The organism is Bacillus sp. 7_6_55CFAA_CT2, from assembly GCF_000238655.1.
Classification (GTDB): Bacteria; Bacillota; Bacilli; order Bacillales; family Bacillaceae_G; genus Bacillus_A; species Bacillus_A cereus.
The window spans coordinates 342308-365088 of the sequence record NZ_JH414711.1; the positions used below are offsets into that span (position 1 = coordinate 342308).

The following is a 22781-nucleotide window of genomic DNA, read 5'->3' on the forward strand; positions in this document are numbered from 1 at the left end:
GAAGAGAAGTTGGAAACGACAACTTCTCTTTTTGATGGGATTATATGTAGATTACAATGCTGTATATTGTTTTGTAAAAAGTAGAGAATAATAAAATAGAGCGGTAATAGGGTAAAGATTTATATAGAACTTTTCTAATTTTTCTTTTAAAAAGGATACTTTATAGAAGTTTTTTAAGTTGTTCACAGAATTGAAACAACTTATGAAAGCTTTATTTTATCAAGGTTCTCACTGTATTTTTGAGGAATATGAAATACACCTTAGTTTTTCTATATAAAGATAATGCTTATAATGAAAATGAGTGTGTTAGGAATAAAAAGAATATCAACAATGGGGAGCGATAGAAGTGAAAAAGAAATTGTTGGCTATTGCGCTAGGGACATCGGTTGTTTTTGCTTTAGGAGCATGCGGAAATAAAGAAGAGAGTAAGTCTTCGAAACAGTCTGCAAGCACAGACAGCGCAGAACAAATTTTCCAAAGAAGTTGTGCGGGATGTCACGCAACAGATTTATCAGGGGCAACTGGACCTGATTTAAGAAAAGTAGGCGGTAAGTACGACGCTGCAGATATTGAAGAGATTATTAAAAAAGGCCGTGGTTCAATGTCACCAGGACTTATTCAAGGTGAAGATGCGAAAAAAGTATCTGAATGGTTAGCTGAACATAAATAAAAAGGTGAAATGGGCGAGTTGATAATATAGTCAGCTCGTTTTCCTTTTTTCTGGTATGTAACATAACTGTAACAAAAATGTATCCAAATTGGAAACCGTTTGATGTTACAATGGGGTTTGTAGAATTTTGCTGAAATATATTACATAGAGTGGTATTGCTTATGAGAAAGCATAAGTAAACTACCTTCAACAAGGATGACTAAATGAAAATGAAGGATGTCTTTTATTTTCAGATGTACAGAAAAGTATTTCGAAAAAAATCATTAAGTATTGGGTGATAAATAATGATAAAAATGACGAATGTTTATAAGGAGTACCCGAATGGTATGAAAGCCATTGCTGGTCTTACAGTTAACATTAAACAAGGTGAATTCGTATACGTAGTTGGACCGAGTGGAGCCGGGAAATCTACATTTATTAAAATGATGTATCGTGAAGAGAAACCATCTACAGGATCTATTAATGTAAATGGACTTACTATCGAAACATTGGCAGAAAGAGACGTTCCGTATTTTCGTCGTCAATTAGGCGTAATTTTCCAAGATTTTAAATTGCTACCTAAATTAACGGTATATGAGAATGTTTCGTTTGCTTTAGAAGTAATTGAAGAAGAACCGGATGCAATTCGTGAGCGTGTAACAGAAGTGCTAGGTCTTGTAGGCCTTGAAGATCGTGCAGACGCACTTCCAAGTGAGCTTTCAGGTGGGGAGCAACAACGTGTGGCTATTGCAAGAGCAATTGTAAATAGACCAAAGGTTGTAATTGCCGATGAGCCAACAGGTAACTTAGATATTGAAACAGCTCTTGATATTATGAATATTTTTACTCGCATTAATGAGCGCGGCACAACGATCGTTATGGCGACGCATAATGCAGATATCGTAAATACAATCCGTCATCGTGTAATCGCGATTGAAGGCGGAAAAATTGTTCGAGATGAGATTGAGGGAGGATACGGATATGAAGGCTAAGACCCTTAGTCGACATTTGCGAGAAGGTGTAAAGAATCTATCACGTAACGGATGGATGACATTTGCTTCTGTTAGTGCAGTAACAGTTACATTATTACTTGTAGGTGTCTTTTTAACAGCGATTATGAATATGAACCATTTTGCGACGAAAGTAGAGCAAGATGTAGAGATTCGTGTACACATTGATCCAGCTGCAAAAGAAGCGGATCAAAAGAAATTAGAAGAAGATATGAGTAAGATTGCAAAAGTAGATTCTATTAAATATTCTTCTAAAGAAGAAGAGTTAAAACGTTTAATTAAAAGCTTAGGTGATAGTGGAAAAACGTTTGAGTTATTTGAACAAGATAACCCACTTAAAAACGTATTCGTTGTAAAAGCAAAAGAACCAACCGATACAGCGACAATCGCGAAGAAGGTTGAAAAAATGCAGTTTGTTAGTAATGTTCAGTACGGAAAAGGGCAAGTTGAACGATTATTTGATACTGTAAAAACTGGTCGTAACATTGGGATTGCGTTAATTGCTGGCCTTTTATTCACAGCGATGTTCTTAATCTCTAATACAATTAAAATTACAATTTATGCTCGTAGTACAGAAATTGAAATTATGAAACTTGTTGGTGCAACAAACTGGTTTATTCGTTGGCCATTCTTGCTAGAGGGATTATTCTTAGGAGTATTAGGATCAATTATTCCAATTGGCCTAATTCTAATTACGTATAATTCGTTGCAAGGTGTGTTTAATGAAAAACTTGGCGGAACAATTTTCGAGCTTCTACCATACAGTCCGTTCGTATTCCAATTAGCTGGTTTACTAGTGTTAATCGGTGCTTTAATCGGTATGTGGGGAAGTGTAATGTCAATTCGTCGCTTCTTAAAAGTATAAAAAGTTGCAAACATAATTCGTACAAGCTTATCATATAGTAGAAATAGGTAAAGGCATCACACACTGTGTGATGCCTTTTGCTACACCACCTGTGTGTTTTGGAAAGGGGAATTCCGCATTGAAACGTAGAGTTGCAATTATTGGAATGGTTGTTGCATTTTTAATTGGTGCTGGCGGAATGTTTGCAGGCATGTCTGTATTTGGGGTTAACCCATCAGAAGTAACGCAAACAATTTCGAGTGGGAATGCTAGCACTGCGCAAGGGAATTTGGCAAAAATTAATGAGGCGTATGCACTAATTGATTCACGTTATGTGGAAGACGTGAAAGATGAAAAGTTAGTTGAAGGTGCAATACAAGGTATGTTGTCTACGCTGAAGGACCCTTATTCCACGTATATGGATAAAGAAACAGCCAAACAGTTTAGTGAATCGCTTGATCCCGAATTAGAGGGGATTGGGGCTGAGGTGAACAAGACGGACGGTAAGCTTATTATCGTATCGCCAATTAAAGGTTCACCAGCAGAAAAGATAGGAATTAAACCGAATGACCAAATTTTATCTGTAGATGGAAACAGTGTGAAAGACTTATCACGTGAAGAAGCAGTATTAAAAATTCGTGGTAAAAAGGGAACGACTGTCGCAATTGAAATTAAACGTGCGGGAGTAACTGATCCGATCGTATTTAAAATTAAGCGTGAAAAGATTCCAATCTTTACAGTATTTAGTTCTGTGAAGCAAGAGAGCGGAAAAGATATCGGTTATATGCAAATCACTTCTTTTGCTGAAAATACAGCGAAAGAATTTAAGGATCAGTTAAAAGAGTTAGAGAAGAAAAATATAAAAGGCTTAGTTATTGACGTGCGTGGTAATCCTGGTGGCTATTTAAATAGTGTAGAAGATATACTAGGAGAAATTATGACGAATAAAAAGCCGATGCTACAAGTAGAACAGCGAAATGGTGAGAAGAAGAAATTCTCTACAGAACTGAAAGAGAGAAAACCATATCCAATTTCAGTATTAATTGATAATGGAAGTGCTTCTGCTTCAGAGATTTTAGCGGGTGCGCTGAAAGAAGGAGAAGGATACGATTTAATTGGTGAAAAGACATTTGGTAAAGGTACTGTCCAGCAAGCTGTTCCATTTAAAGACGGCAGCAACATTAAATTAACGATGTTTAAATGGTTAACACCGGATGGGAACTGGATTCATAAAAAAGGAATCGCGCCAACAGTAGAAGTGAAGCAACCAAATTATTATCATGCGACACCAATTCAAATTGAAAAAACACTTTCATACAATTCAAATGATGTACAAGTAAAACATGCTCAAGAAATGCTTAAGAGCTTAGGGTATGTACCAGGTCGTGAAGATGGATACTTTAGTAAAGAGACAGAATCGGCTCTGAAAGCATTCCAAAATGCAAATGAGATGGAAGCGACAGGACAGCTTGATAAAAAGACAGCTGAAGCGATTCAAACTAAAATTATCGAAAAAATTCGTTCTGGAGAAAATGATCTACAATTACAGTCAGCATTAAAATTAATGGCAAAATAAGAAGAAATACAGGCAGTTTGCTGCCTGTATTTTTTTGTGTTAAACAAACGTTTGTTTAGTTATGATAATATAAAAAGAAAGAATGATATAAATGGTGGTGAATGAGTTCATGGAGGCGTGGATTTTTGAAATAATGCGGGCAGTTGGACGTTTTTTCTTACACCCTGCTGTCTATATATTTGTAATAAGTAGTATCTTCGTTGGATACTTACGTATGTTAAGAGAACGAAAAGATTTTTCTTTTAAAGTTTATGATATTTGGTTTGAACTGCGAACCTCTCTATTTGCAGGGATTGGATACGGATTAGTAGTATCTATTGTTACGATTGGGCTTGGACTTGTTGTTTCTAAAGCGAGCTTATGGGCCATTTTAATTTGGACGTTACTATTTGGATTAACGGCTATGTATCGATATTTATCGGCAGCTTATACATTTAGCATTGCGATTGTATGTGTTCTATTATCTTCTAAGCTACCAGTTTCCTTTTTACAGCTTCGAGAAGGTGAAGAGAGTACCATTGTATCCCTTGTTATTTTACTAGGCGTTATGCTTATTGTAGAAGGCTTATTGATTTCTAAAAACGCAGTAGGATATTCGACGCCGAGGATTAGGAAGGGGAAGCGTGGATTAAAGATTGGTTTACACGAATCAAAGCGTTTATGGATCGTTCCTATTTTTATTCTTGTACCGGGTGATGCGGTAACGCAGTTTATTTCATGGTGGCCTGTCGTTTCAATCGGTTCAAATACATATTCTCTATTCCTCGTTCCATTTTTAATTGGATTTATGAGAAAGATTAAAAGTTATGAGCCGACGGAAGCTTTATTATTTACAGGAAGACGTGTTTATGGATTAGCAGGATTTGTGCTCGTTTTAGGAATCGCAAGTTATTGGTGGCACGTACTTGCAATTATCGCGATGGGAGTCGCAATGCTTGGGCGTTTCACAATCTCGATGCAAGAGAAAATTGCCGATGAAACAAGACCAGCATATTTTGCTGCACGCAATGATGGGCTCGTTGTACTAGATACAATTCCAAATACAATTGGAGCAGAGCTAAAATTACTGCCTGGAGAAATTATTACGAAAGTAAATGGAGTCATTCCAAAAAGCGCCGAGGAATTTTATGATGCGCTTCAAACGAAGACGACAGGAGCATTTTGTAAATTAGAAGTATTAGATACAAATGGTGAGCTTCGTCTTGCACAAACTGCATTATATGCTGGTGGACATCACGAATTAGGTATTGTATTCGTTGAACAGGAGCATGAGTGGGATTCGGAAGCGATGTAATAGAAGGAATGGTATCACCTTGTGGTGGTACCTTTTTTATTTTTGGGGGCGGGGAGAGTAGTTAGTAAATGAAATTTATATCGGCGATTATCCGAATATATCAGCGCAACTTGAAATATATCGGCGATTTTGCAAATATATCAGCGCAACTCGAAATATATCGGCGATTATTCGAATATATCGACTTTCCAGCAAAAAACGACAACTATCGCAAAGCTTATTTTCAGTTTCATAGACGGATAACTTGAATAATTATTTGATAATGGTTATCATTTAGGGAGTCTTTTTGATTTTGGAAAATGGAGGTAAGATATGCTGCGTAAATTTTTCTCGTACTATAAACCGTATAAAGGTTTATTTATACTCGACTTTTCTTGTGCGGTTGTCGCAGGATTATTAGAACTCGGCTTCCCGCTTATCGTAAATCAATTTATTGATAAGTTATTGCCAGGGCAAAACTGGACGCTTATTTTATGGGCTTGTTTCGGTTTACTCGCAGTTTATATGTTAAATGCAGGCTTACAATATGTCGTTACATATTGGGGACATATGCTTGGTGTTAACATTGAAACAGATATGAGGCAGAAATTATTTGATCATATTCAAAAGCTATCATTCAGATTTTTTGATAATAATAAAACTGGTCATTTAATTTCACGCCTTACAAACGATTTAATGGAAATTGGGGAAATTGCTCACCATGGACCAGAAGATCTATTTATCGCCGTAATGACTTTAGTTGGGGCATTCTCATTTATGATGATGATCAACTGGAAGTTAGCGTTATTAACGTTCTTCGTCATTCCATTCCTATTATGGTTAGCACTTTACTTTAATAAAAAAATGACAGGTACATTTAGACGTTTATTCTCAGACGTTGCTGATTTTAATGCATGCATTGAGAACAATGTTGGGGGAATTCGTGTTGTACAAGCATTCGGAAATGAAAAGTTTGAGAAAGAGCAATTTGCTGTCAACAACGCTCGTTTCCGTACAACGAAATTAATGGCGTATAAAATTATGGCGTTAAATTCATCGATTAGTTATATGCTCATGCGGCTCGTAACGCTCTTCGTCTTAATATGCGGTACATGGTTTGTTCTGCAAGGAGAATTAACGTACGGTGGATTTATCGGATTCGTTCTATTAACGAATATTTTCTTCCGCCCAATTGAAAAAATTAACGCGGTAATCGAAAGCTATCCGAAGGGAATCGCCGGTTTTAAAAGATATGTAGAGCTTCTTGAAACAGAGCCTGACATTGTAGACTCTAAAGATGCAATGGAAGTTAAACATGTACATGGTGATATTCAATATAACAACATTACGTTCGGATATGAAAATAAAGAACCAATTTTAAATGACATTAGTTTGAAAATACATGCAGGTGAAACGGTTGCGTTCGTTGGACCATCAGGAGCTGGGAAAACGACGTTATGTAGCCTATTACCACGTTTTTATGAGCAATCATCTGGATCAATTCAAATTGATGGGATTGATACGAAAGATATGACATTATCTTCACTTCGTAAGCAAATTGGAATCGTGCAGCAAGACGTGTTCTTATTTTCAGGAACAATTCGTGAAAATATCGCTTACGGAAATTTAAAGGCATCAGAGCCTGAAATTTGGCAGGCAGTAAAACGTGCGCAGTTAGAAGATTTAATTTACTCACAGCCGGAAGGTTTAGATACTGTTATCGGTGAGCGCGGCGTGAAACTTTCAGGTGGACAAAAGCAGCGTCTAGCTATTGCTCGTATGTTCTTGAAAAACCCGCCAATTTTAATATTGGATGAAGCAACTTCTGCACTAGATACAGAGACAGAACTTGCGATTCAAAAATCGCTTGCTGAATTAGCTGTCGGTCGCACAACGCTAGTTATCGCTCACAGACTTGCAACGATTAAAAATGCAGATCGCATCGTCGTTGTAAATAAAGATGGCATTGCAGAACAAGGTTCACATAATGAATTAATTGAGCAAGGCGGAGGATACAGTAGGTTATACGAAGCTCAGTTTAGTTCGTAAATATAATTTGTACTGAATTAGTGCACCATAAGTAGGTAAAAATCTCATATGGGAGGCTATAAAGTATGATTGTAACAACAACGTCTACAATTCAAGGAAAAGAAATTATTGAGTATATCGATATCGTCAATGGAGAAGCGATTATGGGTGCGAATATCGTTCGTGACCTTTTCGCTTCTGTTCGTGACGTTGTCGGTGGTCGTGCTGGTGCTTATGAAAGTAAATTAAAAGAAGCACGCGACATCGCAATGGAAGAGATGAAAACTTTCGCAAGACAAAAAAATGCAAATGCAATTGTTGGTATCGACGTGGATTACGAAGTAGTTCGCGAAGGTATGTTAATGGTTGCGGTGAGCGGGACTGCTGTCCGCATATAAAGTAAAAAGCCGTGCTGATGCACGGCTTTTTACTTTGTATGTCGAAGTTTCAATATTTCTTGGGAAATGTGGAAGGCCCCGTCGATATATAGGGAAGACATTAGAGCGCTTCTTTACATTTTTGAATTTGAGTTAATAATTTTGCGTATTCTTGTTCGAGAGATGTGATGTCATCGTGATGATTTGGAATGGAAATCCGGCCGATGACTTCTGTTAATTTTGTTTGTAATCGTAACAATTCTTGCTCAGTAACGTTTACAGAAGCTCCGGTGGTTCTTTTTGTGTATTGCTCGTAATTACCGTGGAAGATTCTTGGTTCACTCTCATCTACTTGTAGAATATGGTCTGCAACAGAGCGAATAAAGGCACGGTCATGGCTAATGAAAAGTATTGTGCCAGGATATTCTTGTAACATGGTTTCTAATTCTTCTTGCGTTGCTAAGTCTAAATAGTTTGTCGGTTCATCTAGCAGAAGCATATTATAGTTTCCTAAAAATACTTTTGCGAGTGCAACCTTCATTCGTTCACCCCCGCTTAGAACGTGCACAGGTTTATGAACATCCTCACGGCGGAATAGAAGTCGTGCAAGTATTGTTCGAACGAATGCTTCTGTATAGTTTGTTTCTTCTAGAACATTTTCTAAAATGGTTTTATCTGTTTTTAAAATAGATAATGTTTGTTCGAAGTATCCAATTTTACAACTTTTCGATAGTTGCATGCCACGCTCGTTTGTGAGAAGCATGTTGAACAAAGTGGTTTTGCCGCTTCCATTTGCCCCTAAAACGGCAAGCTTTGCACCAGGGGCAATAGTTCCATTCATATTTTTAAATAGTGTGCGATCGTCTATTTTCTTTGTTGCTTTATTGAATTGTACTGCCACCTTACTATGAATGGGGGTATGGTATTGCGCGTCAAATTGAGCTTGAGAAAGATCCTTTGGCTTTTCCTTCTTTTCTAGTTTTTCGAGACGTGTCTCTAATGCTTTCGCTGCTTTGCTAACCTGTTCTTGGCCGTGAGCCCCACTTAACCTATAAAGTCTAGATTCAGATGAACTGAACCGTGTTGGGACTTTTGTCATGTTAGAAGCACGTTGCTTTCTTTGTAGAATGGACTGTTCTAAACGATTTTTTTCTTGTACATATTGCTCATATTCTGCTTGTTTTTGTATTCGTTCACGTTCTTTTTGTTTTCGATAGTTTGAATAATTCCCTTTGTATTCTTGAATAGTACCGTCTTCAATTTCAATAATTTTGGTACATATATTATCTAGAAATTCACGATCATGCGATATTAAAACAAGTGCTCCTTTATAAGAAGAAAGTGCCTTTTCTAATTGCTCTGTACCGACCATATCTAAGTGGCTTGTTGGTTCATCAGCGAATAAAATGCCTGCATTTTGTTCGAGAGCATGGGCAATCTTTAGCCGCATTCGTTCACCGCCGCTCATTGCGTCGGTAACGTTTGAAATACTCCATTTTCCTTTTGCAAGAGAAGAAGCGGTTTCCGGTAGTTCTTCGCTAAGCTGAGGAATGATGCTGATAGAACTATGATGAGTTACTATGCCTCTGTCAGCTTCTATTTCTTTACTTAATATTTGTAATAACGTAGATTTACCAGCTCCGTTGACTCCGACAATTCCTATGCGATCCTGTGCTTGAATTTCCAGTGATGGTAATGTAAATAGTGTGCGATCACCAAAGCTCTTTTCAATATTACTTGCGAATAAAATAGTCATAAAAAAACCTCCCTAGTTTCACTAGAGAGGATAAACGTCGCCCTTGTATGTAAAAAATCGTACATAAATAAACGATTTTTTACATGATCGTTTCGAAAGAAAGTATCGACAAATGGACAGACTAATCCCCTGCTAGTTTTCATCATTTTTGTTCACTATTTGTGATGGATGAAATAAATAAGAGAATTAGAACTTCATTGGTCAAAGTACCTTCCTTTCATAATATTACTTTTATTGTATGCGCATACAAAAGGGTTTGTCAAACTTATTTCTGTTCGCTATTTTTGAATTTATTATTATACAATTGTGCTTTTGCCAGCGCCTCAGCATCGTTTTTAATTTCATCCAGTCCATTCGCATCCCCAATAACATAACCTTCAAATGAAGAGCCAACAAAATCAAAGATATATTGGAATTGAGCAATAAGCGGTAATGCTTTTAGCTTTGGGTTGTCCCCGCCAACGATGACAACGTACATTTTTTTGCCTTTCATTTTTTCTTTGAAATGAAGGGATGTATCGCGCAAGCTTTGTGACCAGCGATCAACAAAGTTTTTCATATGTCCACTCATTCCATACCAGTATAGCGGTGTAGCAAAGATAATTGTGTCGTGCTCTAGCATGCGGTTGGTTAACTGCTTATAGTCATCATTTACAGGTTGGAATCCTGCTGCATCATGACGTTGGTCTGTAATAGGATAGACGGTATGATCACGCAAATAAATTTGTTCTGTTTCAATGCCCTCTATCATCATATGTGTTAAAGCTTCTGTATTTCCGTTTTGTCTTGAACTGCCATGTATAACAAACATGTAATCATCCCTTTTCTTTTGCATGTTTTAGGAGTGAAATGTGTTTTTGCAAATTCGTTTGGATGTTGGAAAGCAATGAGATTTGCTTTGTTACTTCATTGAGTTTATCTTCGTAAAGCGTAAGGATACTGCTGCACGGATTGTCGTACAGGTGCGGTTCAATTTCAAGGCAGCGCAGCATCCTTGCCGTCTCTTCTAAATTTAAGCCAATTTGTAAGTACATTTGAATAAGCTCCACTTTTTCGATGGCACTTTCATCAAAATCACGGTAGCCATTTGCAAGGCGCTTAGAAGGGAGTAATCCCTTTTCTTCGTAATGTCTTAGTGATCTTTCACTAACGCCAGTTTCTTTTGATAATTCTCCAATTCGCAATGTATTTCACTCCTTTTACATGTATTGTAAACCTTCACACTAATGTGAAGGTCAACTCTGTTTTTTTGCAAAAAAATCTACATGATTTAAGAACACTTGAATGGCTTTAGATGGAATGAAATATTTACCGCGCACGATGGAGAACGGACGGATTAGTTGTTCATTGGGAACTTCGACGTGGAATAGTTCTTTTGCCAGTAGCTCTTTCCGTACAGTCCAATCGGAAAGGATAGCGATGCCAAGCCCGGCAGCGACGGCTTCCTTTACGCTTTGTATACTACTGAATGTAAAGAATCGTTTCATTTTTAAATGGTGTTGATGAATAAAGCGGTCACTATAAGCGCGTGTACCAGAACCACTTTCTCTTAATACCCATACTTGATCTTGGAGTGTACTTTCATTTATTTCATTTGTGCGGAGTAATGGATGATTTGGCGGGACGACGAGCTTCATTTCATCTTGCATAAATGTTTCAACATCTACGTCGGCGTATACGACTTGTCCTTCCACTAGGCCGATATCAATTTGATTAGAGCGAAGGCTTTGCAAAACGTCTTCTGTATTTGAGATGAAAGTATGAACTTCGACGTGTGGATTTTCATTCGCATAGTTAGCCAGTATTTTTGGAAGTAAGTATTCGCCAATTGTAAAACTAGCACCAATGCGAAGTGTTCCTGTTACAACGTTATGTAGTTCATTAATTTCTTGTTTAGCATCTTCGTAAAGAGAGAGCATTTGCTTTGCATGTATATATAATATGTTTCCTGCTTCCGTAACTTGGACGTGCTTCGGGGAGCGTTGAATAAGTGTAGTGCCAAATTCGTTTTCTAAGTTGCGTATATGCATACTTACTCCAGGCTGTGAAAGGTTTAATAATTCTGCTGCACGGGAGAAGTGTTTCTGTTCAACGACAGTAACAAAAATTTTTAAAATGTCTACGTTCATATAATAGGCTCCTTTCTTTTTCTATCATCTTATCATAAGTATTTCTGATGATAGAGATTTGGTATTGGTATTAAACTTATTATAGAAACTCTCTTATAATGTAAGTAGAAAGAACATGCATGTTCCAATACGATTATTGGAGTGGTTCAAAATGGAACAAACACTTGTTATACAAAAGAAGAAGCGTTTTGGATTTTCGCAAGGGATTGGGATTACGCTATTAATCGCAATTGCCGCGAAATATTTAGCAGAGCTTCCATTTTTAAATATTATGGGACAATTAGTAATTGCTATTCTAATTGGGATGGTTTGGCGTGCGGCAATTGGAGTCCCTCAAGATGCGATTGCAGGGACGAACTTTGCGAGTAAGAAGTTGCTGCGCTTTGGAATCATCTTACTTGGAATGCGATTAAATCTTGTTGATATTGCAAAGGCAGGGCCGAAAGTATTGGTCATCGCAGCGGTTGTTATTACATTTACGATTTTCGTTGTATATGGACTAACGAAAGTATTTAAGGTAGAAAAGAAACTTGGGATTTTAACAGCATGTGGTACAGCAATTTGCGGGGCGGCAGCGGTCGTGGCAATTGCGCCGCAAGTGAAAGCAAAAGATGATGAAACGGCAGTTGGGGCTGCAATTATTGCTATTTTAGGTACGATATTTACGCTTATTTATACGTTATTATATCCAGTGCTTGGCCTATCTCCATACGGTTACGGTGTATTCTCAGGGGCCACGCTGCATGAAATTGCTCATGTTATCGCAGCTGCAGCGCCAGGAGGAAGTACAGCTGTAGACATCGCAGTTATCGTGAAGTTAACGCGCGTTGCAATGCTCGTACCAGTAGCAATTTTAATTGGATTATGGTTTGGAAAGAGTGAAGGAAGCAAGGAAAAAAGATCGTGGCGCGACCTTCCAATTCCATGGTTCATTTTCGGATTTTTAGCGATGAGTGCAGTGCATTCGCTTGGGATTATTCCAGAAGTTGTTGCGGGATACATTGTTGTCATTGCTTATATGCTAATCGCAATGGCGATGGCAGGACTTGGTTTAAATGTAGAGTTTAAAACGTTCCGTAAGTTAGGAAGCAAAGCGTTCGTGGCGGGGCTGATTGGCTCGGTTTGCTTATCGGTTCTTGGATACGTTCTTGTATATGTGCTAGGATTTATGTAGTAGAGGAGAAAGCTGTTCCCGAAGGTATTTGGGGACAGCTTTTTCTTATGATTATAGTAGCGCTACGGATGTCGATATTTGTCGGTAAGTCGATATATTTGAAAAATCGCCGATATAAATGGAGTTGCGCTGATATATTTGGGAAATCGCCGATATAATTTAAGTTGCGCTGATATATTAAAAAAATCGCTGATATAAATTGAATTACTCTTGTACTTCGTTAGAGTAGATGTTTAATGAAACATTTTTCTAAAATTTGTAAGGATATCTTTACTTGTAACTGGAAAATATTTATAATTCAAGTAAAGATATCTTTACTTTTGAAGGTGGAGCCTATGGGTGTAAAAAATAAAATAAAAGAGTTAAGAAAGCAAAATCATATAACGCAAGTTGAAATGGCAAAGGCGATGCAAGTGACGCGGCAGACGATAGTGGCGATTGAAAACCATCATTACAATCCGAGTCTAGAGTTATCTTTAAAAATCGCCAAGTATTTTGGAGTGAAGGTGGAGGAAATCTTTACGTTGGAGCAAGGGGAGAGAAAATGAACGATAAGTTTGAGAGATTTCAATTAGAGTAAACGTTTAAATATATAAGGATTGGTTTTGATTTATTAATTAGTATCGCATCAACGAGCGTATTAGCAACAAAGAATAATAGATAGAAAAAGGGGAACTGGGATGGGATTACCGGTATTATGTGTCGCTACGGCTATTTTTGCTTTGTTTTGGGGAATGCAGAACTTCTCTCGTAATCCAGTACCGAGTATTTGTATTATGCTTGGCACTGTAGGTTTATCATATTATTTATTAGTGTCAGCTCATTATCATAAAACAGCAACGAGTGTTGTCGTTGGAGCACTTATTTTATTTTGTGGGCGCGCTGTACAAAAAGGATTACTTCCGTAAAAGCTGTTTATACGAAGAGTATAAACAGCTTTTTGTATTTTTTTAACAAAAGTATTGAAAGTGACGTTACGTCATCTTTTATAATGAAGGGGAAGAGGTGATGGTAGTGATTTCAATACGACGATTGACGAAAGAAACAGGGGTAACAGTACGTACATTACGTTATTATGATCAAATAGATTTATTAAAGCCGAGCGGGAAAACAGAAGGCGGTCATCGTTTATATAGTGAAGCTGACGTAATACGTCTCCAACAAATTTTATTTTTAAAGGAAATGGGATTTTCATTAAAAGAGTCTGCGAATATGTTAGTAAAAGGTGAGCTTAACTTAAAGGATTCGCTTGAAAAACAACTTCGATTTGTACAGGAAGAACAAAAGAAATTCAATCGAATGGAGCGCGTTTTACAAGCAGTTGTTTATTCGGTAGATGTGGAGGGAGAGCTCGATTGGAAAGTTATGTTTGAACTAATCCAGCTTTCGAAACAGTCTTCTCGTATACGTGAAATATTTCAAAATGATGTATTTTCAAAGGAAGAACAAAAATTGCTTCATAATTTGCCAAATATGAGTGAAGAAGATCCGAATGTTTTAGAGTGGGTAGATTTATTAAAGCAATTTCGCACTTTTATGAAAGATTGTAAAGAAACTGCAAATGATGAGGTACAACGGGCAACGAAGAGATTAATGCAGAAGTGTTTAGAAATGGCCAATGGTGATGAAGCATTTTTAGATAAGTTATGGGAAGTTAGAAAATCGAAGGAAGATTCACAGAAAATGAGCATGTATCCAATTGAAGAAGAACTTTTAGTATATATGGATGAGGCTTTTCGTATTTATGATGAAAGGGAGAAGGATAAATGAGTATACTCGCAGAATATCGTTGGTATTTTTTAATTGGGGCAGAAATTGTATTTTGGTTATCAGCTATCGGTTTCTTTTTACTTCGCTACGGATTCCGTTTGAAAAGAGCGAGTTTTATTATGGGGATTGTACTCCTCGTAAATGAAGTATTTATTTTAACTTTAGGGGTAGTGGACTATTATCAAACAGGAAAGTTCTCTAACTTTCAGATTATTACTGTAATCATTTTATTATATGCAGTTTTCTACGGGAAAAAGGATTTAAAGAAGCTTGATATATTTGTACAAAAATCAGTTGCGAAATGGCGTAATGAACCGGCGCCTATTATTGAAGAACAGGTAGAATTAACAGGTATGGCCTATGCAAAGCAGGAAATAAAAAATTGGGTATTACATCTTGTTTTATTCGTTGGTGTGCACATATTCTTTTTCTTCGCGTATGGATTTATTCCATTTGAACAATGGGGTAATTGGTTAGAATCGGGAATCGTTTTAAATAAAGCTGCAAGTCGCGTGAGTCAAGTGTGGGCGATTATATTTTTAGTTGATACAGCGATTTCATTTTCATATGTGATTTTTCCGAAGAAGGAGAAAGGAAAAGAAAAGCTACTTTCATAGTTGAAAGTAGCTTTTCTGGTATACAAATAATTTTTATAGGAGAGGATGACAATAGGAAAAAGAACCAGTTTTATAAGTCTATTTCTCTTTAGTTTAGTAGCATGTTCACCATCTAGCACTACAATTGATAAGAAGAATGATGTCATTGTAAAGGGAGCAGGAATTCTCAATCTAGATAAATTTGAAAAGTTCGTTTTGAATGTCGAGCAAAGGGAAGTTGATAAAATAAGAATTGTACAGTATACCCTTGAAGGGGACCCGATTTTTCAAACGTTAGAGTATAGTGGGAACGATATATTTTATGTGTCAGATAATAGAAAAGACAAATTTGCTGGGAAGGATAAAGGGTTACATAAAGATAGTTGTAAAGGTATTGTTAAAGAGCAGCGCGAATCAGAAAGTACTTATCGGTTAATAGATTGTATGAATGAAGCTGGGCGCAATGGATATGACTTAGTATATGTACCTAAAAAATAGAATTAGTAGAGGAAGGAGGTATTTACTCCTTCCTTTTTCTATGTGTATATTGTCGAAAACTTTACCGAATATCTGTTCGTTTTTTTAGGTTTTTTATAGGTATTCGTGGTAAAATAATAATACAGATTTTTATGAGGAGGTCGGATTTTCTTGGAACGTCAATTTGAAATTGTCTCAGCGTATTCCCCGCAAGGTGATCAGCCGGTAGCTATAGAGAAGCTTGTAGAGGGAATTAATAGTGGAAAGAAAAAGCAAGTGTTGCTTGGAGCGACAGGAACGGGTAAGACATTTACGATTTCAAATGTCATTAAAGAAGTGCAAAAGCCAACACTTGTTATGGCTCATAATAAAACGTTAGCAGGGCAGTTGTATAGTGAGTTGAAAGACTTTTTCCCGAATAATGCAGTTGAATATTTTGTTAGTTACTACGATTATTATCAGCCAGAAGCGTATGTGCCGCAAACAGATACGTTTATTGAAAAAGATGCGCAGATTAATGATGAAATTGATAAATTGCGTCACTCGGCAACGTCTGCATTATTTGAACGGGACGATGTAATTATCGTTGCGAGTGTTTCGTGTATATATGGCTTAGGTTCCCCAGAAGAATACCGCGAGCTAGTTGTTTCGCTTCGAGTTGGTATGGAAAAAGACCGCAATCAATTGCTTCGTGAACTTGTTGATGTACAGTATGGACGTAATGATATTGATTTCAAGCGTGGTACATTCCGTGTACGCGGAGATGTAGTTGAAATCTTCCCAGCATCACTTGATGAGCATTGTATTCGAATTGAGTTTTTCGGTGATGAAATCGATCGTATTCGTGAAGTAAATGCGTTAACAGGTGAAGTATTAGCGGAACGTGATCATGTAGCAATCTTCCCAGCATCTCACTTCGTTACACGTGAAGAAGAAAATGAAGGTCGCTATTGAAAATATCGAAAAAGAATTAGAAGAACGTTTAAAGGAGTTAAATGATAACGGTAAGTTGTTAGAAGCGCAGCGTATAGAGCAACGTACACGTTATGATTTAGAAATGATGCGCGAGATGGGCTTTTGTTCAGGTATTGAAAACTACTCCCGTCATTTAACACTTCGTCCAGCGGGGGCAACGCCGTATACGTTATTAGACTATTTTCCGAAAGATTTCTTAATCGTTATGGATGAGTCGCACGTATCAGTACCGCAAGTAAGAGCGATGTATAACGGTGACCAAGCACGTAAACAAGTGCTTGTGGATCATGGATTCCGTCTGCCATCAGCTTTAGATAATAGACCGCTCATGTTTGATGAGTTTGAGGAGAAAACGAATCAAGTTATTTACGTTTCAGCAACGCCAGGACCGTACGAGTTAGAGCAGTCACCAGAAGTAATAGAACAAATTATTCGTCCAACAGGGCTTTTAGATCCACCAATTGATATACGACCAATTGAAGGGCAAATTGACGATTTATTAGGAGAGATTCAAGATCGTATTGCAAAAAATGAACGTGTATTAATTACGACTTTAACGAAGAAAATGTCAGAGGATTTAACGGATTACTTAAAAGATGTAGGAATTAAAGTTAACTATCTTCACTCTGAAATTAAAACGTTAGAACGTATTGAAATTATCCGTGATCTTCGCCTCGGTAAATTTGATGTACTTGTCGGCATTAACTTATTGCGAGAAGGATTAGATATTCCGGAAGTATCACTTGTCGCTATTTTAGATGCTGATAAGGAAGGATTTTTACGTTCAGAACGTTCATTAATTCAAACAATTGGTCGTGCCGCGCGTAATGAAAACGGCCGCGTTATTATGTATGCAGATCGTATAACGAAATCTATGGGAATTGCGATTGAAGAAACGAAGCGTCGTCGTAGTATACAAGAAGCTTACAATGAAGAGCATGGTATTACGCCGAAAACGATTCAAAAAGGCGTTCGTGATGTTATCCGTGCAACGACAGCTGCTGAAGAGGCAGAAACATACGAAGCAACTCCTTCTAAGAAAATGACGAAAAAAGAGCGCGAAAAGACAATTGCGAAGATGGAAGCAGAGATGAAAGAAGCAGCAAAAGCGTTAGACTTCGAGCGTGCAGCTGAACTAAGAGATTTACTATTAGAATTAAAAGCGGAAGGGTGAAAAAAGTGAGTAAGAGCAAGGATTTTATCGTTGTAAAAGGTGCTAGAGCACATAACTTAAAAAATATTGATGTAACCATTCCGAGAAATCAGCTTGTCGTTGTAACGGGATTGTCTGGTTCGGGGAAATCATCATTAGCATTTGATACGATTTATGCAGAAGGGCAGCGCAGATACGTAGAATCATTATCTGCGTATGCGCGCCAGTTTTTAGGACAAATGGATAAGCCGGATGTGGACACGATTGAAGGATTGTCACCAGCGATTTCAATCGATCAAAAAACGACGAGTCGTAATCCACGTTCAACTGTCGGAACGGTAACGGAGATTTATGATTATTTACGTTTATTATTTGCGCGAATTGGTACGCCAATTTGTCCAAATCATGGGATTGAAATTACATCACAAACAGTAGAGCAGATGGTAGACCGTGTTCTTGAATATCCTGAACGTACGAAATTACAAGTGTTAGCTCCTATCGTGTCTGGGCGTAAAGGTGCACATGTGAAAGTACTTGAAGATATTAAGAAGCAAGGATATGTTCGTGTACGTGTTGATGGTGAAATGCTTGATGTATCTGAAGATATTACGTTAGATAAAAATAAGAAGCATTCCATTGAAGTTGTAATTGACCGTATTGTTGTAAAAGAAGGAATCGCAAGCCGTCTTGCTGATTCACTTGAAAGTGCATTAAAGCTTGGCGGAGGCCGAGTGTTAATTGATGTAATGGGAGAAGAGGAACTTCTATTTAGTGAACATCATGCTTGTCCGCATTGTGGTTTTTCAATCGGAGAATTAGAGCCGCGTATGTTCTCATTCAACAGTCCGTTCGGAGCATGTCCTTCTTGTGATGGACTTGGTTCAAAGCTAGAGGTAGATTTAGAGCTTGTTATCCCGAACTGGGATTTATCATTAAATGAACATGCAATTGCACCTTGGGAACCGACAAGTTCACAATATTACCCGCAGCTTTTACAATCTGTATGTAATCATTACGGCGTTGATATGGATATGCCTGTGAAACATATACCAAAAGATTTATTTGATAAAGTGTTGTACGGAAGCGGGGAAGAGAAGGTTTATTTCCGCTATGTAAATGAATTTGGTCAAGTAAAGGAAAATGAGATTTTATTTGAAGGTGTTATTCCAAACATTGAACGTCGTTATCGTGAAACGAGTTCCGATTACATTCGTGAGCAAATGGAAAAGTATATGGCAGAACAAGCTTGTCCGAAGTGTAAAGGTGGACGCTTAAAGCCTGAGAGCTTAGCTGTATTTGTTGGCAATAAAACGATTGCTGACGTAACGAAGTATTCAGTTCAAGAAGTACAAGAATTCTTCTCGAATGTAGAGCTAACGGAGAAGCAACAAAAAATAGCTCATTTAATTTTAAGAGAAATTCAGGAGCGCGTTGGGTTCTTAGTGAACGTTGGTTTAGATTATTTAACGTTAAGTCGTGCCGCAGGAACTTTATCAGGTGGTGAGGCGCAGCGTATTCGTTTAGCGACGCAAATTGGTTCTCGTCTAACTGGCGTACTTTATATTCTTGATGAACCTTCAATTGGTTTACACCAGCGTGATAACGATCGTCTTATTCGTACATTGCAAGAAATGCGCGATTTAGGTAATACGTTAATTGTTGTTGAACATGATGAAGATACGATGATGGCTGCTGACTATTTACTTGATATAGGGCCTGGTGCAGGTATTCACGGTGGACAAGTCGTATCAGCAGGTACACCGGCTGAAGTGATGCAAGATGATAATTCATTAACAGGGAAGTATTTAAGCGGTAAAGAGTTTATTGCTGTTCCACTTGAAAGACGTAAAGGTGACGGAAGGAAAGTGGAAATTGTCGGCGCAAAAGAGAATAACTTAAAGAATGCGAAGATGTCATTCCCGCTTGGTACGTTTGTAGCGGTAACAGGGGTATCTGGTTCTGGTAAAAGTACGATGATTAATGAAGTACTATATAAATCGTTAGCGCAAAAGTTATATAAAGCGAAAGCGAAGCCGGGTACGCATAAAGAAATTAAAGGTCTTGAGCACTTAGATAAAGTAATCGATATTGACCAATCACCAATCGGTCGTACACCACGTTCTAATCCAGCGACGTATACAGGTGTATTCGATGATATTCGTGATGTGTTTGCACAAACGAATGAAGCGAAAGTGCGCGGATATCAAAAAGGACGTTTCAGCTTTAATGTAAAAGGTGGACGTTGTGAAGCGTGCCGTGGTGATGGAATTATTAAAATCGAAATGCACTTCTTACCAGACGTATACGTTCCGTGTGAAGTTTGTCATGGTAAACGTTACAACCGTGAAACGTTAGAAGTGAAATATAAAGATAAGAATATTTCTGAAGTGTTAGGGATGACAATTGAAGATGGAGTAGAGTTTTTCGCTAATATCCCAAAAATTAAGCGTAAACTTCAAACGCTTGTAGACGTTGGGCTTGGTTATATGAAATTAGGTCAACCTGCAACAACATTATCTGGTGGGGAAGCACAGCGTGTAAAATTAGCTTCTGAATTACACCGTCGTTCTACAGGACGTACGTTATACATTTTAGATGAACCAACAACTGGTTTGCATGCGCATGATATTGCACGTCTTCTAGAAGTGCTGCAACGTCTTGTTGAGAGCGGTGAGACAGTACTTGTAATTGAACATAATTTAGATGTGATAAAAACAGCTGATTATATAGTTGACCTTGGACCAGAGGGTGGAGATAAAGGTGGACAAATCGTTGCTTCCGGAACGCCAGAGCAAGTAGTGAAAGAAGAGCGCTCGTACACAGGTAAATATTTAAAAGAGATTTTAAATCGTGATAAAGCAAGAATGAAAGAGAAAATAAAAGAAGTAGAGTTATCGCAATAAGTTTATTGATGAAAACCGGGTGGAAATGACGCTCGGTTTTTATTGTATAGGGGGAGAAGATGGAGTTTTTAGAGGTGTTAAGGAAGAAAAATATGAAAGTAAGAGAGTTTCAAAGTTGGGGTGTATATTTTCGAAAGCTTTGGGAGGATCACTTTGCAAATCATTTAAGTGATGAAGAAAAAGAAGACATTTTTCTTTATGGAGATAAGTATGGATGTGGGTATCTTTGGCACATATTTAGTTATGAGAAAAAGAAGTGTTTAGAGGGTAAAGAAGCAAAGAACGCGTTTCATAATGAAGTGAAAAAGGATTGCTACATTTTCTACCAACACTGTGATGAGGTACTGTTAATAAAGGATGCGAGTTTGTTACATATGGATGATATATTGTGTGAGAGGGACGATATGTATAAAGGTGATATCTATATTGTAGATAAGGAGTTCACTTGGACTTTTGTAAAAACTCATGAACATAGATGGTGCGGCCCTTATTTTACTAAGAGATGTTAGTAGGTATACAAGCATGAAAGATAGAATAAGTTGATATAAGTGTTCGTATCATACTTGCGTTTCTTATCTATTAGCGTATGATGAAATATATATGTTTAAAAGGATGTGTAACGAAATGAGATGGATTGTATCACTTCTTGTAAATAGCGTTGTGTTAATCGCTGTATCGGGACTTTTAAAAGGGATTGCACCAGATGCATTTTATGTAGCAAATATACAAACTGCAATTATTGCGAGTATTATATTGGCGGTTTTAAATGTGTTCGTAAAGCCATTTTTAATTTTAATTACGCTACCAATTACTGTTGTAACTTTCGGCTTCTTCTTAATTGTTATTAATGCGATTACGTTAAAAATAGCAGATTCATTATTAGGAGATGCTTTTAATATATCAGGATTTGGTGTAGCGATTGTTGCGGCAATTTGTATTTCAATTTTTAATATGATAATTGAAAAGGCAATTGTTGAGCCTCTATATGAAAAAAAGAGAAAGTGACAAAAAGAAAAACATTTCATTATTCGTATGAAATGTTTTTTTCTATTTATTAGAAACCGTATTTCTTGTTTTCAGAAAAAAATGGTACAATATCCGATAGAATGGAATTTTACATCAAACGAGACTGAACCCGCAGCGGAGTGGAGGTTTATACATATGCCGAAAGTAAGGACAAAAGATTTAATTGAACAATTTCAATTGGAGTTAATCAGTGGTGAAGAAGGTATTCATCGTCCAATTGATACAAGTGATTTATCACGACCTGGAATTGAAATGGCAGGATTTTTTACATACTATCCAGCAGATCGTGTGCAGCTTCTTGGTAAAACGGAGCTTACTTTCTTTGACACGTTAACGTCAGAGCAAAAACAAGAGAGAATGAAAGCGCTTTGTACTGAGGAGACGCCATGTATTATTGTAACTCGCAATCAAGATATACCAGATGAGTTATTACAAGCATCACGTGAATCAGGTATGCCTTTATTACGTTCTTCTCAAACGACAACGAGATTATCAAGTCGTTTAACAAACTATTTAGAAGGTAAGTTAGCACCAACAACAGCTGTTCATGGTGTGTTAGTAGATATTTACGGCGTTGGTGTTTTAATTACAGGTCAAAGTGGTGTTGGTAAAAGTGAGACAGCTCTTGAGCTTGTAAAGCGTGGTCACCGTCTTGTTGCGGATGATAGTGTAGAAATTCGTCAAGAAGATGAAGACATGTTAGTCGGAAGTTCACCAGATTTAATTGAGCATTTATTAGAAATTCGTGGTCTAGGCATTATTAACGTTATGACGTTATTCGGTGCAGGGGCAGTGCGAAATTATAAGCGTATTACACTTGTTATTAATCTTGAAATTTGGGATCAAAAGAAAAATTACGATCGCTTAGGTCTTGATGAAGAGAAGATGAAAATTATTGATACAGAACTTACGAAGATTACACTTCCAGTTCGTCCTGGTCGAAACTTGGCTGTTATTATTGAAGTAGCAGCGATGAACTTCCGTTTAAAACGTATGGGAGTCAATGCAGCACAGCAGTTCTCTGAACGATTAATGAGTGCAATTGAGTTAGGAAATCAGGAGTAA

At 37.4% G+C, this 22781-nt stretch carries 21 protein-coding genes and 1 pseudogene; 18 read left to right on the plus strand and 4 right to left on the minus strand.

The window, feature by feature from the left end; all coding sequences use genetic code 11:
- Nucleotides 1–346: 346 nt before the first annotated feature.
- The 7 genes from cccB to HMPREF1014_RS22310 all read left to right on the plus strand — a co-directional run bounded on the left by cccB (nucleotide 347) and on the right by HMPREF1014_RS22310 (nucleotide 7778).
- On the plus strand, nucleotides 347–670 hold the full coding sequence (gene cccB, locus HMPREF1014_RS22280; protein ID WP_000727971.1) for a cytochrome c551: 324 nt from the start codon (nucleotides 347–349) through the stop codon (nucleotides 668–670).
- A 284-nt stretch (nucleotides 671–954) separates the two neighbouring features.
- A complete protein-coding gene (gene ftsE / locus HMPREF1014_RS22285) occupies nucleotides 955–1641 on the plus strand; it encodes a cell division ATP-binding protein FtsE (protein WP_000594321.1) in 687 nt (228 codons plus the stop codon).
- A complete protein-coding gene (gene ftsX / locus HMPREF1014_RS22290) occupies nucleotides 1631–2524 on the plus strand; it encodes a permease-like cell division protein FtsX (protein ID WP_000645027.1) in 894 nt (297 codons plus the stop codon). Before ftsE ends, ftsX begins: the two co-directional genes overlap by 11 nt.
- Before the next feature lie 118 nt (nucleotides 2525–2642).
- Nucleotides 2643–4079, plus strand: a complete 1437-nt coding sequence (locus HMPREF1014_RS22295) for a S41 family peptidase (RefSeq protein WP_000830313.1) — start codon at nucleotides 2643–2645, stop codon at nucleotides 4077–4079.
- A 109-nt stretch (nucleotides 4080–4188) separates the two neighbouring features.
- Nucleotides 4189–5373 (plus strand): PDZ domain-containing protein, encoded by a 1185-nt coding sequence (locus HMPREF1014_RS22300; RefSeq protein ID WP_000388613.1) that lies wholly within the window; start codon nucleotides 4189–4191, stop codon nucleotides 5371–5373.
- A 312-nt stretch (nucleotides 5374–5685) separates the two neighbouring features.
- Nucleotides 5686–7401, plus strand: coding sequence for an ABC transporter ATP-binding protein (locus tag HMPREF1014_RS22305; protein ID WP_000944624.1), 1716 nt, complete (start codon nucleotides 5686–5688; stop codon nucleotides 7399–7401).
- A 65-nt stretch (nucleotides 7402–7466) separates the two neighbouring features.
- Nucleotides 7467–7778 carry a heavy metal-binding domain-containing protein gene (locus tag HMPREF1014_RS22310; RefSeq protein WP_000637523.1) on the plus strand — a complete coding sequence of 104 codons (312 nt, stop codon included), beginning with the start codon at nucleotides 7467–7469 and terminating at the stop codon, nucleotides 7776–7778.
- Between the two features lie 100 nt (nucleotides 7779–7878).
- On the opposite strand, the gene abc-f is transcribed toward HMPREF1014_RS22310, so the two are convergent.
- From abc-f to HMPREF1014_RS22330, 4 genes are all read right to left on the minus strand, one after another.
- Complete coding sequence (gene abc-f / locus HMPREF1014_RS22315) at nucleotides 7879–9513, minus strand: ribosomal protection-like ABC-F family protein (RefSeq protein ID WP_000153782.1); 1635 nt, start codon at nucleotides 9511–9513, stop codon at nucleotides 7879–7881.
- A gap of 265 nt (nucleotides 9514–9778) precedes the next feature.
- A complete protein-coding gene (locus HMPREF1014_RS22320; RefSeq protein WP_000497627.1) occupies nucleotides 9779–10324 on the minus strand; it encodes a flavodoxin family protein in 546 nt (181 codons plus the stop codon).
- Nucleotides 10325–10328: 4 nt separating this feature from the next.
- Nucleotides 10329–10697, minus strand: a complete 369-nt coding sequence (locus tag HMPREF1014_RS22325; protein ID WP_001219198.1) for a MerR family transcriptional regulator — start codon at nucleotides 10695–10697, stop codon at nucleotides 10329–10331.
- 51 nt (nucleotides 10698–10748) lie between these two features.
- Nucleotides 10749–11642 (minus strand): LysR family transcriptional regulator, encoded by an 894-nt coding sequence (locus HMPREF1014_RS22330; RefSeq protein ID WP_001099984.1) that lies wholly within the window; start codon nucleotides 11640–11642, stop codon nucleotides 10749–10751.
- Between the two features lie 151 nt (nucleotides 11643–11793).
- Between HMPREF1014_RS22330 and HMPREF1014_RS22335 the strand changes: the two genes are divergently transcribed.
- From HMPREF1014_RS22335 to hprK, 11 genes and pseudogenes are all read left to right on the plus strand, one after another.
- Nucleotides 11794–12816 carry a YeiH family protein gene (locus HMPREF1014_RS22335; RefSeq protein WP_000438440.1) on the plus strand — a complete coding sequence of 341 codons (1023 nt, stop codon included), beginning with the start codon at nucleotides 11794–11796 and terminating at the stop codon, nucleotides 12814–12816.
- A 335-nt stretch (nucleotides 12817–13151) separates the two neighbouring features.
- Nucleotides 13152–13364, plus strand: a complete 213-nt coding sequence (locus HMPREF1014_RS22340) for a helix-turn-helix transcriptional regulator (RefSeq protein ID WP_000538365.1) — start codon at nucleotides 13152–13154, stop codon at nucleotides 13362–13364.
- A 132-nt stretch (nucleotides 13365–13496) separates the two neighbouring features.
- A complete protein-coding gene (locus HMPREF1014_RS22345; protein ID WP_000524125.1) occupies nucleotides 13497–13724 on the plus strand; it encodes a hypothetical protein in 228 nt (75 codons plus the stop codon).
- Between the two features lie 100 nt (nucleotides 13725–13824).
- Nucleotides 13825–14586: a MerR family transcriptional regulator gene (locus tag HMPREF1014_RS22350; protein ID WP_000260375.1), complete on the plus strand. Its 762-nt coding sequence runs from the start codon at nucleotides 13825–13827 to the stop codon at nucleotides 14584–14586.
- Nucleotides 14583–15203 carry a hypothetical protein gene (locus HMPREF1014_RS22355; protein WP_000025225.1) on the plus strand — a complete coding sequence of 207 codons (621 nt, stop codon included), beginning with the start codon at nucleotides 14583–14585 and terminating at the stop codon, nucleotides 15201–15203. Before HMPREF1014_RS22350 ends, HMPREF1014_RS22355 begins: the two co-directional genes overlap by 4 nt.
- 45 nt (nucleotides 15204–15248) lie before the next feature.
- A complete protein-coding gene (locus HMPREF1014_RS22360; protein ID WP_000152001.1) occupies nucleotides 15249–15680 on the plus strand; it encodes a DUF4362 domain-containing protein in 432 nt (143 codons plus the stop codon).
- Nucleotides 15681–15830: 150 nt separating this feature from the next.
- A pseudogene (gene uvrB, locus HMPREF1014_RS22365) lies at nucleotides 15831–17808 on the plus strand (excinuclease ABC subunit B).
- 5 nt (nucleotides 17809–17813) lie between these two features.
- The gene (gene uvrA, locus HMPREF1014_RS22370) at nucleotides 17814–20690 is read left to right on the plus strand and encodes an excinuclease ABC subunit UvrA (RefSeq protein ID WP_000045580.1); all 2877 of its coding nucleotides are present in this window, start codon (nucleotides 17814–17816) and stop codon (nucleotides 20688–20690) included.
- A gap of 59 nt (nucleotides 20691–20749) precedes the next feature.
- Nucleotides 20750–21199: a DUF4275 family protein gene (locus HMPREF1014_RS22375; RefSeq protein WP_000394742.1), complete on the plus strand. Its 450-nt coding sequence runs from the start codon at nucleotides 20750–20752 to the stop codon at nucleotides 21197–21199.
- Nucleotides 21200–21314: 115 nt separating this feature from the next.
- Nucleotides 21315–21695, plus strand: coding sequence for a phage holin family protein (locus tag HMPREF1014_RS22380; RefSeq protein ID WP_001267308.1), 381 nt, complete (start codon nucleotides 21315–21317; stop codon nucleotides 21693–21695).
- Between the two features lie 156 nt (nucleotides 21696–21851).
- On the plus strand, nucleotides 21852–22781 hold the full coding sequence (gene hprK, locus HMPREF1014_RS22385; protein ID WP_001127248.1) for an HPr(Ser) kinase/phosphatase: 930 nt from the start codon (nucleotides 21852–21854) through the stop codon (nucleotides 22779–22781).